This is a genomic window from Chitinophaga sp. RAB17, assembly GCF_052114225.1.
Lineage (GTDB): Bacteria > Bacteroidota > Bacteroidia > Chitinophagales > Chitinophagaceae > Chitinophaga.
In genome coordinates, this window is sequence record NZ_JBFREI010000007.1 from 63544 (window position 1) to 78652 (window position 15109).

At 45.8% G+C, this 15109-nt stretch carries 12 protein-coding genes; 7 read left to right on the plus strand and 5 right to left on the minus strand.

The window, feature by feature from the left end:
• Nucleotides 1-4 precede the first annotated feature (4 nt).
• Entirely contained in the window at nucleotides 5-940 is a 936-nt protein-coding gene (locus AB4Z08_RS22545) for an alpha-E domain-containing protein (RefSeq protein WP_441576046.1), read from the minus strand.
• 17 nt (nucleotides 941-957) lie between these two features.
• Entirely contained in the window at nucleotides 958-2406 is a 1449-nt protein-coding gene (locus AB4Z08_RS22550; protein WP_441576047.1) for a circularly permuted type 2 ATP-grasp protein, read from the minus strand.
• Between the two features lie 340 nt (nucleotides 2407-2746).
• Between AB4Z08_RS22550 and AB4Z08_RS22555 the strand changes: the two genes are divergently transcribed.
• Together AB4Z08_RS22555 and AB4Z08_RS22560 are read left to right on the plus strand one after the other, a co-directional pair.
• Nucleotides 2747-5137 (plus strand): glycoside hydrolase family 2 protein, encoded by a 2391-nt coding sequence (locus tag AB4Z08_RS22555; RefSeq protein ID WP_441576048.1) that lies wholly within the window; start codon nucleotides 2747-2749, stop codon nucleotides 5135-5137.
• Nucleotides 5138-5323: 186 nt separating this feature from the next.
• Nucleotides 5324-6511 (plus strand): hypothetical protein, encoded by a 1188-nt coding sequence (locus tag AB4Z08_RS22560; RefSeq protein WP_441576049.1) that lies wholly within the window; start codon nucleotides 5324-5326, stop codon nucleotides 6509-6511.
• 60 nt (nucleotides 6512-6571) lie between these two features.
• Here AB4Z08_RS22560 and AB4Z08_RS22565 read toward each other — a convergent pair whose 3' ends face one another.
• On the minus strand, nucleotides 6572-7405 hold the full coding sequence (locus tag AB4Z08_RS22565) for a ThuA domain-containing protein (protein ID WP_441576050.1): 834 nt from the start codon (nucleotides 7403-7405) through the stop codon (nucleotides 6572-6574).
• A gap of 71 nt (nucleotides 7406-7476) precedes the next feature.
• Nucleotides 7477-8367 (minus strand): LysR family transcriptional regulator, encoded by an 891-nt coding sequence (locus AB4Z08_RS22570; RefSeq protein ID WP_441576051.1) that lies wholly within the window; start codon nucleotides 8365-8367, stop codon nucleotides 7477-7479.
• 116 nt (nucleotides 8368-8483) lie between these two features.
• Here AB4Z08_RS22570 and AB4Z08_RS22575 point away from each other — a divergent pair, with 116 nt between their 5' ends.
• Both AB4Z08_RS22575 and AB4Z08_RS22580 read left to right on the plus strand, forming a co-directional pair.
• Nucleotides 8484-9656: an MFS transporter gene (locus AB4Z08_RS22575; protein WP_441576052.1), complete on the plus strand. Its 1173-nt coding sequence runs from the start codon at nucleotides 8484-8486 to the stop codon at nucleotides 9654-9656.
• A 121-nt stretch (nucleotides 9657-9777) separates the two neighbouring features.
• On the plus strand, nucleotides 9778-10251 hold the full coding sequence (locus AB4Z08_RS22580; protein WP_441576053.1) for a VOC family protein: 474 nt from the start codon (nucleotides 9778-9780) through the stop codon (nucleotides 10249-10251).
• 6 nt (nucleotides 10252-10257) lie between these two features.
• Here the strand turns inward: AB4Z08_RS22580 and AB4Z08_RS22585 are convergent, their stop codons facing one another.
• The gene (locus AB4Z08_RS22585; protein ID WP_441576054.1) at nucleotides 10258-10677 is read right to left on the minus strand and encodes a VOC family protein; all 420 of its coding nucleotides are present in this window, start codon (nucleotides 10675-10677) and stop codon (nucleotides 10258-10260) included.
• 122 nt (nucleotides 10678-10799) lie between these two features.
• Here AB4Z08_RS22585 and AB4Z08_RS22590 point away from each other — a divergent pair, with 122 nt between their 5' ends.
• The 3 genes from AB4Z08_RS22590 (at nucleotide 10800) to AB4Z08_RS22600 (ending at nucleotide 14951) form a co-directional block, all read left to right on the plus strand.
• On the plus strand, nucleotides 10800-11792 hold the full coding sequence (locus AB4Z08_RS22590; RefSeq protein WP_441576055.1) for a GlxA family transcriptional regulator: 993 nt from the start codon (nucleotides 10800-10802) through the stop codon (nucleotides 11790-11792).
• Between the two features lie 2 nt (nucleotides 11793-11794).
• Nucleotides 11795-12235 (plus strand): SRPBCC family protein, encoded by a 441-nt coding sequence (locus AB4Z08_RS22595; protein ID WP_441576056.1) that lies wholly within the window; start codon nucleotides 11795-11797, stop codon nucleotides 12233-12235.
• A gap of 91 nt (nucleotides 12236-12326) precedes the next feature.
• Nucleotides 12327-14951 carry a glycoside hydrolase family 2 protein gene (locus tag AB4Z08_RS22600; RefSeq protein WP_441576057.1) on the plus strand — a complete coding sequence of 875 codons (2625 nt, stop codon included), beginning with the start codon at nucleotides 12327-12329 and terminating at the stop codon, nucleotides 14949-14951.
• Nucleotides 14952-15109: the final 158 nt, after the last annotated feature.

Sequence of the window (15109 nt, forward strand, 5' to 3'; positions counted from 1 at the left end):
AAAGTTAAGCGTTCGCGAAATAGTATTCATTTAAAAGATTGCCGATGCCATATAATTCACTGCGGATTTTAACAAGATAATTATGCAGGCCTTCTGCTTTCATACTGTTGACAGAACTATAGGTGATGGTGCTGTTCAGCCGGCCGATGTTAAAAGACAACTGGTTATAATGATCTATATTCTTATCACTTTTCAGCCGCTCAAAATAGCGGTGAATATTATGCACCGCATATTTGGCGGATCTGGGGAAATCGTTATTCAGCATCACGAGTTCCAGTACATTTTCTGCTTCGAAACCTTTGCGGTAAGTTTTCAGATATAGTTCGTAGCCACCAAGCGATAACAGCAGATGTTGCCAGTAGGAAGTATCGGTGAGCAGATCGGGGTTGTTGGAGATAGAAATGAATTTGATATCGAGGATATCGATCGACTGGATACTTCTTTCGAGGTATTTACCGATGCTCATGAAGCTCCTGCTTTCGCCACGTTCCATGATACTGCCGGCGGTGCCATAATAAAGCATGACCTGTTTGATGAGGATGTCGAGTGCGGTAACAGGATCATCTTTTTGTACATACCAGAGTAATTTGGGATCTTTTACGGTATGATAATATTCATTCAGGCATTGCCACAGATCTTTGGCAATATGTTCCTGTACGCTGCGGGCATTTTCACGTGCCAGCGTAATCATGTTGATGATAGAGTTGGGATTGTCGCGGTTAAAAAGAAGATATTCCACTACCGAGCGGCTATCGTTTTTAATAGCCGATGTTTCGGCTGTTTCACCGCCGGAAGAAATCCGGATCACCGGCGTCCAGGTAAATTCCTGGATGGTGTCCTGGGAGGAGGCGTAGTTGATTTTCAGCATTCTCAGGATGCCGTCACTGCGTTCTACGTACCTGCTTAACCAATATAAACTGGATGCTACTCTGCTTAACATAGGCGATAGATATAAATTTAAGATGCTAAAACCCAGGTGTCTTTACTGCCACCACCTTGTGAACTGTTTACTACGAGCGAACCTTCTTTCAGTGCTACCCTGGTAAGACCGCCGGGCACAATGGAGATGCCATCGGGGCCTACGAGCGCATAAGGCCTTAAGTCTACCCGCCGCGGTTGCAACATCCCATCCATGTAACAAGGGGCGGTAGACAGGCTGATTGTGGGCTGTGCGATGAAGTTGCGGGGATCTTTGAGTATTTCCTTTTTATAATTTTCGATATCGGCTTCACTGGCCGCATGGCCCATTAACATGCCATAGCCGCCGCTTTCGTTGGTTTTCTTGATCACCATTTTGTGCATGTTATTGAAAACGTATTCCTTGTGTTCGGGGTTACCTAAACTGTAGGTAGGTACATTTTTCAGCAGGGGATCTTCATTGAGATAATAGCGGATCATGTCCGGCACATAGCTGTATACGGCTTTGTCATCGGCCACACCGTTGCCCGTAGCATTAATGATCGCCACATTGCCTTTGCGGTAAGCACTCATTAAACCGGCTACACCCAGTATACTTTTAGGATTGAATACGAGGGGATCAATAAATTCATCATCCACTCTTTTATAAATCACATCTACCTGTTGCAGGCCGGTGGTGGTTTTCATGTACACCTTCTGATCCCTGACAACCAGGTCGCGTCCTTCCACCAGCTCTACCCCCATGAGGCGAGCCAGCGTGGTGTGTTCGTAATAAGCAGAGTTGTACATACCCGGACTTAATAACACAATGGTAGGATTGGCTACTGGTCGGGGCGACAGTGCCAGCAGGTTTTTGTACAGGATCGCCGGATATTCTGTTACGCTGCGTACCCTGCACTGGGGGAGCAGATCAGGAAAAAGTCGTTTGGTGATTTCCCGGTTTTCCAGCATATAACTGACGCCGGAAGGGGTTCTCAGATTATCTTCCAGCACATAGAAAGTACCGTCATAATCCCTGATCAGATCTATGCCGGCAATGTGGATGTAAATATCATAGGGTACGTTCAGCTGATGCATTTCCCGTAAAAAGTGAGGGCAGGAGTAGATTAATGAGGCCGGGATTACCTGATCTTTGATGATAAACTGGTTGTTGTATACATCTTTCAAAAAAAGATTCAGCGCCTTTAAACGCTGCTTAATGCCCTTTTCTATAAAAGACCATTCTGCAGAGGTGATGATCCGGGGAATGATATCAAAGGGAAAAATCTTTTCTATTCCTTCTCCGCTGTCGTATACCGTAAAGGTGATACCCTGACTCATGAATAATCGTTTGGCCAGTTCCTCCTTTTTATTCAGATCATTGGCAGATTCATTTTCCAGGTAGCCAATGATTTTATGATACTGTTCCCGGAGGTGATTATCAGAAATGTACATTTCATCCCAGGTGTTGGAGACATGCTGATAGCGGTTGAGGTTTATAGTATTCATATTTGTAATATTTTATCTATTCCATGACGAAGGGTCGTTTTTTCAATAATATACACAGAATAAATTAAAAATTACAGAGATAATACGTTTATTTTCTGTTTTGTGGAGATAAATAGTTGAATTATCATATTTATTAATATTAATAAAAATTGAAAATAATGAGATTAACATCTTACAAAAGTTAGCGCTGTTTAATCCCCGATAATTATGTATATTTTGATGCTTTTTGTTTAACGCCCGGACCTGTTTCAGCGACGAATTATATCATCAACCGACTTTCATAGCCTTACCCCTGCCGCAGTACTCAATTAACCAATAAAGAATAATTTTCAACATCACTATGTTAAAACTAATCGTCAAACATTTGTTGCCGGCTACGGCCATGTTCACTATTTGCATGCAGCTGTCCGCACAGCAGGGATATAAAATGCAGCCCATCGCTATTCAGTCGAGATGGGCGAAAGAAGTCACTCCCGAAAATGCGCTGACAGCATATCCCCGCCCCCAGATGGAACGTAAAGACTGGCAAAACCTCAACGGCCTCTGGGAATATGCCATCACCAGTGCGGAGGCAAACGAACCAGCCAGGTTCGATGGACAAATACTGGTACCCTTTCCCCTGGAATCAGCCCTCTCCGGCGTAAAGAGAAGCTTACAACCGGAACAACGCCTCTGGTATCGCCGGAAGATCAATATCACTCCAGCCGGTGGTGAAAGAACCTTGTTGCATTTCGGGGCGGTAGACTGGCAAACCAAAGTATATCTCAATGGGAAAGAAGTAGGCACTCACACCGGCGGCTATACGAACTTTACCATTGATATTACAGCTGCGGTAAAACAAGGAGAAAATACGCTGGTACTCAAAGTGTACGATCCCTCCGATCGTGGCATTGGCCCTCATGGCAAACAGGTACTGAATCCGGCTGATATTTATTATACGCCCAGCTCCGGCATCTGGCAAACTGTATGGCTGGAAAAAGTACCCACAGATTATATCTCCGGCCTTCGTATCACTCCGGACATCGATAACGGAATACTGAATATAACGGTGAATGCACCGGCAGGCTATACGGTAGAAGCAGTGGCGCTAAAAGCGGGAACCGAAGTTGGCCGCATTAAAGGCAACAGCGGCGTAAAGCTGCCGCTGAAAGTACCGGATGCCGCGTTATGGTCACCCGCGAGCCCTTTCCTGTACGACTTATCCGTGACTTTACTAAAGGGAAATAAAACCGTGGATAAGGTGAAAAGCTATTTCGGTATGCGGAAAATTTCCATCGGTAAAGATGCAAAAGGAGTGGATCGCATCCTGCTCAATAACAAACCTTACTTTAACCTGGGCACCCTGGATCAGGGCTTCTGGCCCGATGGCTTATATACCGCGCCAACCGATGAGGCGTTGTCTTTCGACATCAAAGTGATCAAAGCCATGGGCTTTAATACCATCCGCAAGCATATTAAAGTGGAACCGGCAAGATGGTACTACTGGGCAGATAAACTGGGCATACTGGTATGGCAGGACATGGTGAGTCCTAATCATAGTTTGCCGGAAGGCGCCAAAGCAGCCTTTGAACAGCAATGCAAAGAAACGCTCGCACAATTACAAAACTATCCCAGCATTACTACCTGGGTGCTGTTCAATGAAAAGTGGGGACAATTTGATCAGCAACGACTAACGGAGTGGATTAAACGTACAGACCCTTCCAGGCTGGTGAACGGGCATTCCGGAGAATATCTCTATGTAAATGATAAACTGCGCAGTCCCAGTCCCAATGCCTATATCAGTGCAGACCTGACCGATGTACACAGTTATCCCAACCCCATGAATGCGATCCGGATGCCTGGCAAAGCACAGGTGCTGGGCGAGTTTGGCGGCATCGGCGTATTTATTCCGGATCATCAGTGGAATGTGAGCAGTGCCTGGGGATACATCCTGGAAAAGCCCGGCGCACTCAAAGCAAAATATGCCATCATGAATCAGCACCTGCAACTCCTGCAGCGACAGGGATTATCTGCAAGCATCTATACCCAGCCATTTGATGTGGAAGGAGAGCAGAACGGATTACTTACCTACGATCGACAGGTAGTGAAAATTCCTTTCGCTGAAATAAGGAAAATACATGCAGCGCTGAATCCGGATATTGGTCCTGTCCCTGAAGTTACCGCTGCAGACGCAGATATCACAGAACCCGCAGCCTTGTACAGCGCCGTACTACAGGAATATATAGATGGAAAAAGAGAACCGGAGTTTTTACGAAAGATGGCGATGATGGCCGTGCAGGCCGGCGATAAGGAAGGTGCCGCCATGGCAGGCGCCGATTATTTTGCGATGATGAAGCAGCCATATTCTGAAGAAGATCTCCGTTATGTGATGCAGGTAACCGGCAGCACCAGGGATACGGGATTCACTATTATCCGCAATAATGTGGATGCTATCGATAAGGCCATGGGCGCGCGGCAAGCCGCCGTGAAAATGATGAACCTGATTTACCAGGATTTCATTGCACCAGCGGTGCCGGATGGAGGCGCTAACCCAGACTGGTCAGCTATCTATGCCAACGTAAAACCTTATGGAGCCCCCGGCGAAGAAATATTTCTGCGGGCAAAAACTATTTACCTGTTGAATAAACAGGATAAAGCAGGGTTTATACCGGTAGCAAAAGAGTACCTGGATAAGTATGGTCAGTTTGTGAAACTGTCTGAAAAAAAGAAGATAGAAGCGTTTATGAATTGAATATAAAGCGTAGAAAAGCGGCGGACAATGTCCGCCGCTTTTTTTATGGTGGCACGTTTTTCTCACTTTCTTTGTGATGAAATCCGATTCTTTTGGAACTTAAAAAAGTTAACCCATTTTTGCTGCAACTTTATTCGGATGCTTTAAAACCTGTTCGAGTACTTATACCTTTTAATAAAAAAAAACATGAAAAGATTATTGATGCTGTTAGCGGTTCTGACAGCTGTAACTGTTAATGCCCAAAATACAAATCTTGTTGGCCCTACTGGCAATATTGGTATTGGCACCATTAATCCAACCAGTAAATTGCAGGTGTTTGATAATAACCGGAACTATTATGTGAACCGTCCGATTGCCGGAAACACGGGTGACTCACAAGGCTTGAATTATATCCTGCTACATGATATATACACAGGCACGCCTATAGCAGACCGCCATGTGATGGGAAAGATAACAGGTATCCGGGGAGCAGTAGGGGCCTCTAACAGGAAATTTACTGTGGAAGTGAACACTGCTTCCGCCTATACAAATAACAGGGGCTCACTGATATCTTATAATGAGAGTTCGAGATTGGTAACCCTGGTATATAATAGCACAAGTTATCTTGCACTTGAAATTGCCAATAGTTCTATGATCTATTCTTTTTCATTTACAGGTTATGCCGCCAACGAAACCTTAAAGCTGGCGTACACCAACGAAGTGACCAACGTACAACCGTTTACCTCCTATGATCCTATTGCCATAACGGGAAGTCTCGTTGTCGGTTCCCCGTTTACAGCAGGAGGAGGCGCATCTCTGATCGGTGGAACAACACTTACCGGTGGCCCCACATGGACCACCAATAGCTGGGCAAAAACATTGAAACTGTCTGCTGGTGGCGCCATCGAATTTACCGGTGCGACCAGGTCGTTTGGTTTGGGTGCTACCGGCGGCTCCCTATACTTTTCTACAGAAAATGTAGACGGCAGTGGCGCCGCTAATTATTTTATGATAGCAGATGCTAATGGAAATATGAGTATTGGCAATACGGTCCCATCGGCTAATTATAAGCTGGCCGTTGAGGGTACAATAGGTGCCCGCCGAATTAAAGTAGTACAAACCGGCTGGCCAGATTATGTGTTCCATGGTGACTATCAACTGCCATCCTTACAGGAAGTGGAAGACTTTGTCACCACCCGGCATCATTTACCTGGCATCCCTTCTGAAAAAGAAGTGACGGCAGATGGATTAGACCTGGGTGATTTCGACAAGCAATTACTGAAGAAAGTAGAAGAGCTTACGCTATATATTATCCAGCTGAATAAAAATGTAGATAACCTGAATAAAAAAGTGGCAGCGCAGCAGGAAGTGATAGCGGAGCTTACAAAGAAATAAAAGCGCTTATATAGAAATAGTGGAAACGCCGGGATGAATGTTTTCATCACCGGCGTTTTTTTATTTCCCTGTACCCATCCACTGCAGGGCATCCAGGATTAGTTTATTCTGCGTTTCATTTGCAAAGGTGAACGATAATTCCTTATTGGTGTGGTGTTCATAATCAATATCATTATGCCCCATATTCAGGTAAAGCATTTTGTATTTTTTATTGGTCCATACCACCGGGTAGTAACCACTATGCCATATCTCGTATGGCTTAGGACCGGTGCCCAGCGGGAAGCTGCTGGAATCTATTGAGAGCAGTATGCTGATGTCCGGATTTTTGCGCAGGTCATTGCTCCAGCGGTACCATTCATTTGGTGCAGCAGAAAAGGTATCCGGTAAATTCCTGGTGGCCGGGTGCTGATGATTTTCTACCCGCAGTACTGCGGAAGTGGGCCGCCAGGTGTTGCTGCCATAGGAACCGGAGCCGAGAAAGGTGTTGTGGTACCAGTCCCAGTTTTGTGGAAAGTCAGAAGGGGTAAGGGCAAAGGCAGAGAAATGGAATCCCATCCAGCCGCCGCCTTTTTCCATATACTCCTGGAATGCTTTCCGCTGTGCCGGATCATCGGGGCGGGTATCCAGGAAAATTACTACCTGGTAATCCGACAGAAATGCGGGGTTGAGATTTTTCCAGTCGTTGGTGGAGTCGTAACTGAAATGATATTGCGCCGCCATTTTTGGAAACCAGGTATTGGCTTCATGTACAAAACTGATATGTGCCTGGTCATTTTTAGCCGTATAGAAGGCAATTACTTTGAATTTGGGGGTATGCTCCTGAGCATAGCCTATGGCGCTGCCAATCAGGCTTAAAATAAGCAGGAGGAGGCCTTTGTGGAATCTTAGCTTCATAAAATGAGTAAATGAATAACAAAATAACTCATTTAGGGAGAATATTCTTTTTTTTCGTGCAAGGGTGTTCGTTAGTGCATGTCCAGCAGATCCCTGACTATTTTAACCCGGTTGCTGGCTGTTTTGGTAGGGTCATAAGCCAGGTAAAGGGTATTGAGTGCCGGTACTATACCTTTCCAGACTTCCTTCAACTCCCCGTTTTTAATGCTTTCTCTTACCATATAATCGGCCGTGATGGCTACGCCTTTTCCATGACGGATAGCTTCGAGAATGATGCCGCTATCCGGTATGGTGAATTGTGGTTTCAAAGCGGGTCTTTTTCTGAAGTTTTCCCTCCAGAACCGCCGTATCACCGGCAGGTCGCTGCTATAGGCAAACCACTGCTGTTCGAGGAGCCATGCTTCGGCAAGGGCCATTTCTTTTTTCTTCAGGAAGTTTTTGAACGGCCGCAGATCCAGGTCAGGATGAGATACTACCAGGAAGTGCTCTGTAACAATGGGTTCGTAAATAATATTTTTCTCTTCAATTAATTGTGTGGCAATCACGAAGTCGAGGTCATTTTTTTGCAGCCGGCTGATCAGGTCTTTCGTAAGACCAAATTCAACAATAAAGTTGGCTGGGGCACTGCTGATACGTCTGGCTACTTCCGCCTGGAAGTATTCTTTCACGGTACCGATATGTATGTTGGGCAGTTGTTTGGTCATGCAGAGGTGCCTGAATTCTGACTCTACATTTTCCAGTTTTTCCAAAGGCTCTACTACCTGGGTGTAAAACTGTTTACCATAATCGGTAGGCACTATTTTAGGTTTGCGCTCAAAGAGTTGTTTCCCGATATGTGCCTCCAATGCCGACAAGTGCTGGCTCACATTGGGCTGCGAAATAAACAGCAGCTTTGCCGCTGCTGTCAGCGATCCTGTTTGATAAACCGCTTTAAATGTCCTGTACCATTCCAGATTCACCATCCTGCAAGTTATAAATATTTTTATGAGCTTTCATAAATCATATTATTTTCTTTATATGATAAGGAGTGGCAAATTTGCATAGAAAAGAAAGGCAGGCATTATCAACAAAATGGTCAATGAAAAAAATAGCATACATAGGAAGTCTCGGACTGATTGGCATTATTACAACTGAATTTGGTGTCATCGGTATTCTGCCGCAGGTAGCGGAGTATTATCATATCAGTATAGAAAAAGCGGGGACCCTGCTCAGTGCATTTGCGCTCGTCATCGCATTGGCAGGGCCGCTGATGACGCTCTGGTTATCCGGATATAACCGTAAAACGGTGATGGTGATCAGTATCGCGATGTTCCTGATCACAGGGGTGGTATCGGCTTTGTCGCCACCGTTCTGGCTACTGCTATTGGTGCGGGTATTACCGGCATTTTTGCAGCCGGTATTTATTTCTACCGCCATTACTGCCGCTATAGCGGCGGCAGATAAAAAGGATGAGCATAAAATGATGGCCATTGTAATGGGCGGCATCGGCATGGCTACGGTGACGACTATCCCGTTAGCTACTTATATCGCGGGCATCTTCGGTAAGTGGCAATTGTCATTTGTGGTACAAACGGTGATCAGTGCGCTGGCGTTGATCGCCATGCTCACGGCATTACCTTCCATGCCGGTAACAGAAAAGAAATCTTACGGTGCACAATTGAAGATACTCACCAGGCCGGCTTTTCTGGCCAGCGCTATCATGGTATCCTGTATGATCGCGGCGATGTTTACCACCTACAGCTATTTTGCAGACTACCTGGGAAAAGTAAACAAGATGTCGCCCGACATGATCAGCATAATGCTGTTGTTATTTGGTGCTGCCGGACTGCCTGGTAACTATGTGGCCGGCAAACTGCTGGGGCGCAGCGTTACGGGGGCTACCGGTATTTTTTTAGCAGGGATCACACTGATATCTGTAGGTATATATTTTTCTCCACAGCTGGCAGTGCCTTTGGTGATCGTATGGGGATTTTTACATACGCCCTGTTTTCTTACCGGTGGCGCCTATATGATTGCTGCAGCACCGGAAGCGCCAGGATTTGCCAATAGTCTCGCTATTTCATTCGGCAATCTCGGCGTTTCTCTGGGTACCGCTATCAGTGGATGGGTTATTTCTTCCTATGGTATACACAGCGCTCCCTGGGCCATGCTGATATTAGGAACCGCGGCTTTGGGAATGTTGCTGGTGAAAGAGGTGCTGGAAGCAAGAGAAAAACGGTATGCATTAAAGGCTGTTCCGGTGGAGGCATAACCCCTGATCTATATTTGTCGCGATTGCCCCTTTAGAATGTCGCTTTTGCACCTTCGATATGAGTAGAAGGGCCGGTATCTTTGTAAGGAAATATAACCTTATCAAAATTAAAAATACCGTTATGCAAAAGATCACGCCGTCACTATGGTTCAACAACAACGCCGAGGAAGCGATTAATTTTTATGCTTCAATTTTTAAACAATCCAGGGTGCTGAATAAATCCTACTATGGAGAAGGAGCGCCTATGCCCAAAGGGACGTTACTGGTCGCCACGTTTGAATTGGACGGACAACAATTTACGGCGATGAATGCGGGTCCTATGTTTCCTTTTACAGAAGCGATTTCCCTGACCGTATATTGTGACACCCAGGAAGAGATTGATTATTATTGGAGCAAACTCACCGCTGATGGTGGACAGGAAAGTCAATGCGGCTGGCTGAAAGATAAATTCGGCTTGTCCTGGCAGATTACACCTTCCATCCTCCCCAAACTGATATCTGATAATGACCCCGCCAAAGCCGGCAGAGTGTTCGGAGAAGTGATGAAAATGGTTAAGCTGGATATTGCGACACTGGAAAAGGCTGCCAGGGGATAATCATCACTATTGCCGGGAATTACCTTCAAAATTGATGAGCCAGTGATGACCAAACTGATCTGTCAGCGCACCAAATAATGCTCCCCAGAAGGTACTTTCCAATGGATGTGTGGCGATACCGTTTTTAGATAACTTGTCATAAAAACTCCTCGCTTCGGCTTCACTGTTACAGTTTAGAAATAGAGAAACAGTATTACCGGCAGTAAGCCCCATTTCGGGCACCATATCGGAGCCGGTAAGTACCAGGGGGCCTTTGGTAAGACAGGAATGTAAAATGAACGGTTTCATAAACGCAGGGATACCAACAGACATAGGGGATTCTCCGATAGTTTGAAGGGTTAATTCTCCACCCAGGCATTCTTTATAAAAAGTCATTGCTTCCCGGCAGTTGCCGTTAAAAGTAAGGTAGGTATGGATGATTGTCATTGCAGCCGGTTTTGTGAGTGAAAAATATATTACAAAAGTCGTAAGGTACCGGCACAATGAAGGGGGGAGATAGCGACAATTCGTAGGTTAATTGCGGCATAAATTACTTTATATTCACTCTTATGATACATATCTCCATACTGGTTCCGCTTGGGCATACCAGCGTTGTTAATATCGAAGGCAGCTATCAGATCTTTTCCGAATTGAACAGCTTCCTGGCAGAGAAGGGAAGGGCGCCCATATTCCAGGTGCAGCTGGTAGGACTCAGTCGGGTGGTTAATCAGCCCAACCGGTTATTTACCATCTCACCGGATGTATTGGTAAAGGATGTAAAGAAAACAGACCTTATCATCATCCCCGCTATTCATGGCGATCAGGCGCAGGCAGCCAGAGAGAATAAAGCATTTATTCCCTGGATGATCACACAACATGCGAAAGGTGCTGCTATCGCCAGTCTTTGCCTGGGCGCATTTTTCCTGGCGGCCACCGGTCTGCTGGATGGCAAGGCCTGTGCTACACACTGGAAAATGGCCAAACAGTTCAGGGAAATGTTCCCGGCTGTGCACCTGATGGATGATAGAGTGATCACAGAAGAAGATGGTATCTATACCAGCGGTGGCGCCTATTCTTATCTCAACCTGATAGTGTACCTGGTAGAGAAATATGCCGGCAGAGACATTGCTATCATGGCCGCGAAGGGGTATGAAATTGATCTGGACCGGCAAAGCCAGTCTCCCTTCATCATCTTCGAAGGACAAAAGACCCATAACGATGAGCCCATTCTGAAAGCACAGGAATTTATTGAAGCCAGTTACCAGGATAAAATCACGGTGGAACAGTTATCTGATCTGACAGCCATCGGAAGAAGAACATTTGAAAGAAGATTCAAAAAATCGACAGGTAATACTGTAGTCGAGTATATTCAGCGGATTAAAATTGAAGCAGCAAAAAGGGATTTTGAAACCAGCAATAAAAATATCAATGAAGTAATTTATGATGTAGGTTATGTGGACACCAAAGCATTCAGAACGGTGTTCAAAAAAGTAACCGGACTAACACCACTGGAGTACCGAAATAAATATAATAAACAAACCTCTAATTTTGTAAACGCGTAGCTATGGAAAAGTTAACATTCAAAACATCGATTAATGCTCCCCGTAACAAAGTATGGGAAGTGCTTTGGGGCGAACAGAGCTATCCTGCCTGGACCGCCGTTTTTGCAGAAGGCTCCAAAATGGAAACAGACTGGCAGGTAGGTGGCCGGACATTGTTTGTGGATGGAAGTAATGATGGCATGGTATCTACCATTGCAGCCAAAGTGCCCAATGAATACCTGTCGTTCAAACACCTGGGCTATATTAAAGGTGGTGTAGAAGACCTTACGAGCGAAAAGGTAAAAGACTGGGCCGGCGCTACTGAAAACTACACACTTACAGAGGCAGGTGGTGAAACATCTTTACTGGTGGAAGTGGAAATGGAAGAAGCGTATAAAGACTTCTTTTTTACCACCTTTCCAAAAGCGCTGGATAAAGTGAAGGAACTGGCAGAAAAAGGATAGCTAGTCCCGCCGCTTATCATGATCTGTTTTGACGGGGGAGCAGGTTACGCTATCTTTGCTCCCTTGACAACAGGCCTGTAAAATAGATCTCATGATATTTCGGACATCAACAATCTCCTGCCTGCTCTTAATGGCTTTTTCGCAGTTATCGGCACAGGAAAAATATGAACTCAACAGCGGATGGCAATGCAGTAGCGTTGCCGGGATAAAAGCAACCGGACAACAGATTTCAGATCCAGCTTACCGCCTGTCGGACTGGACACCCGCTACAGTGCCGGGTACGGTGCTGACTACTTTACTGGATAATAAGCAGGTGCCGGATCCGATGTATGGTATGAATAACGAAAAGATACCGGATATCTATCATGTAGGCCGCGATCATTATACCTACTGGTTTGTAAAAGATTTTACGGAGAAGCCGGTTACCGGAGATGCGCAGGTATGGCTGCATTTCAGAGGTGTGAACGATGGTTGTGACATCTTCTTAAATGGACATAAGATAACCCCATCCACTCACTTTGGCGCTTACCTGCGTCAATCATATAACATTACGCCCTGGCTGGCAAAGAGCGGTAAAAACCGCCTCGCTGTGATCGTGTATCCACCGGTGTTTCCGGGCAATCCTAACGGCGGACAGGGAGGCGATGGTACCATCGCCAAAAACGTAGGACCCCAATACACCGCTGGCTGGGACTGGATTCAGCCTATGCGCGATCGTAACACCGGTATATGGGATAAAGTGACCATCGAAAAAACAGGCGCGGTACGTATCAAAGATCCACATGTTATTACCCGGGTGCCGGGCATCAGAAAGTCGGATGGGCCACAGGCACCGGCCACGATCCTTGTATCGGCAGACCTGGAAAATGCCAGCACTAAAAGTATTACCGGCACTTTGCGCTATAAGATAGAAGGCGGCATGGCTACGCAAAAGGTAACACTGGCGCCGCATTCCACCACTACCGTGCAACTGCCGGACCTGTTGCTGAAGCAGCCTTCCCTGTGGTGGCCTGCCGGATATGGTCCGCAGCATTTGTATCATATGCAGTTGCAGTTCCTCAACAACGGCAACACTGATGATACAGAAGACGTAGAATTTGGTGTACGTGAAATACAAACCTATTGGAATACACATACCCGCAGCCGTGAGATCGCGGTAAACGGGCAAAAGATATTTATTAAAGGCGGTAACTGGATCACCTCTGATGCCATGTTCCGTTTCAGCAAAGAAAGATATGATGCAGAAGTGCGCTTTCATCGCGATATGAACCTGAACCTGATCAGGATTTGGGGTGGTAGTTTAACAGAAAGACCTGAATTCTTTGAAGCCTGTGATAAATATGGGCTGCTGGTATTCCAGGATTTCTGGATGTCGGGCGACTGTAACGGCAGGTGGCAGGATCCTTTGAAGAAAGAAGATCAGTGGACCCGCCGTCAGTATCCGGATAATCATTCCCTGTTCCTGGAAAGTGTGGCAGACCAGGTAAAGCTGTTACGTAATTATCCTTCCCTGGCTTTCTGGTGTGGTGGAAATGAAATTACGCCTCCGGCAGATATTTTTCATGCCATGAAAGATTCTATTATACCAGCATTGGACGGTACCCGGTATTTCTTCGACTATTCCAATTCCGACAGCATGTCTTATAATGCCCTGGGAGGTAACGGCGATGGACCTTATGGTATTCAGTCAGTGCCTTACTTCTGGAGCTATCGTACTTTTCCATTTAACTCAGAAGTAGGATCTGTAGGTACCGGTGACTATGAATCACTGGAAAGATTTTTACCGGCGGAAAACATGGTGACACCCAATCCACAAACGGGCAAAACAGACGCAGTATGGGATTATCATAAGTATATCGCTTATAATAAATCGATCGATCCTTATGGTAAAACCACAGATTTAAAAGAGTGGGCCAACAAGGCACAATTAGTGAATTATGACCAGTATCGTGCGCTCATGGAAGGCTTCAGTGCACATATGTGGGATTGGTATACAGGTGTGATCATCTGGAAAACACAAAACCCCTGGACTGCCTTAAGAGGACAGATGTACGATTATTACCTGGACCCCAACGCCTGTTTGTATGGTAGCCGTAAAGGCGCAGCTCCGCTGCATGTAATGTACGATCCTACGGATGGCATGGTGATGGCGGTGAACAATACCTTTAATTATGCCCGTGATCTGATGCTGGAGTTGAAAGCCTATGATATGAAGGGCCGCGACAGCTTATTGACACAGTTGTTCGTAGAAGTAGGTCCTGCTACCGTACAAAAATTCATGTCGCTGAAAGGAGTGCTGGATAAATTAAGTGAAAAAGAGGGCGTATTCTTTTCTTTGCGTCTCCTTAATACCAAAAAGGAAATAGTAGATGAAAACCTTTACTGGTTGGCAGATGCAGGGGGTAACTATTCCGGCCTGCAAAAGATGCCGGCAGCAGACGTAAAGGTAACAGCGCACAAAGCAGGAGCAGATAGCATTGTGGTGACGATCAGCAATCCTGCCGGTGGACCGGTGGCATTCTTCAACCGCTTATCGCTGGTGGATGCACAAACGAAGAAAAGGATTTTGCCGGTGTTTTACAGCGACAACTACATCTCTGTATTACCGGGCGAACAGAAAAGTGTTAGCATCAGTGGTGCCGCTGTAGCCACTCATAGCACCGCACAGGTGGAAGTGTATGGAAATAATGTGAAGCGGTTAGCGGTTAGCTTTTAGCTTTTAGCAAATGCAGCGAAGATCATATAGTATAGTCTTCGCTGCATTTGCTAAAAGCTAATGGCTAAAAGCTAAAAGCTTTTTTTGTATATTCATTTTGTTAATCGTTCCCTAGACCCCGTTTGTAGCTGTTGCCCGGGACCCGGTTTCAGAAAAGA

Excerpts from the sequence above, each read along its gene's own strand:
- AB4Z08_RS22565 (WP_441576050.1), bottom strand. The coding sequence starts at position 7,405 with ATGAAGCTAAGATTCCACAAAGGCCTCCTCCTGCTTATTTTAAGCCTG.
- AB4Z08_RS22545 (WP_441576046.1), bottom strand. The coding sequence starts at position 940 with ATGTTAAGCAGAGTAGCATCCAGTTTATATTGGTTAAGCAGGTACGTA.
- AB4Z08_RS22575 (WP_441576052.1), top strand. The coding sequence starts at position 8,484 with ATGAAAAAAATAGCATACATAGGAAGTCTCGGACTGATTGGCATTATT.
- AB4Z08_RS22580 (WP_441576053.1), top strand. The coding sequence starts at position 9,778 with ATGCAAAAGATCACGCCGTCACTATGGTTCAACAACAACGCCGAGGAA.
- AB4Z08_RS22570 (WP_441576051.1), bottom strand. The coding sequence starts at position 8,367 with ATGGTGAATCTGGAATGGTACAGGACATTTAAAGCGGTTTATCAAACA.
- AB4Z08_RS22595 (WP_441576056.1), top strand. The coding sequence starts at position 11,795 with ATGGAAAAGTTAACATTCAAAACATCGATTAATGCTCCCCGTAACAAA.
- AB4Z08_RS22600 (WP_441576057.1), top strand. The coding sequence starts at position 12,327 with ATGATATTTCGGACATCAACAATCTCCTGCCTGCTCTTAATGGCTTTT.
- AB4Z08_RS22590 (WP_441576055.1), top strand. The coding sequence starts at position 10,800 with ATGATACATATCTCCATACTGGTTCCGCTTGGGCATACCAGCGTTGTT.
- AB4Z08_RS22550 (WP_441576047.1), bottom strand. The coding sequence starts at position 2,406 with ATGAATACTATAAACCTCAACCGCTATCAGCATGTCTCCAACACCTGG.
- AB4Z08_RS22555 (WP_441576048.1), top strand. The coding sequence starts at position 2,747 with ATGTTAAAACTAATCGTCAAACATTTGTTGCCGGCTACGGCCATGTTC.
- AB4Z08_RS22560 (WP_441576049.1), top strand. The coding sequence starts at position 5,324 with ATGAAAAGATTATTGATGCTGTTAGCGGTTCTGACAGCTGTAACTGTT.
- AB4Z08_RS22585 (WP_441576054.1), bottom strand. The coding sequence starts at position 10,677 with ATGACAATCATCCATACCTACCTTACTTTTAACGGCAACTGCCGGGAA.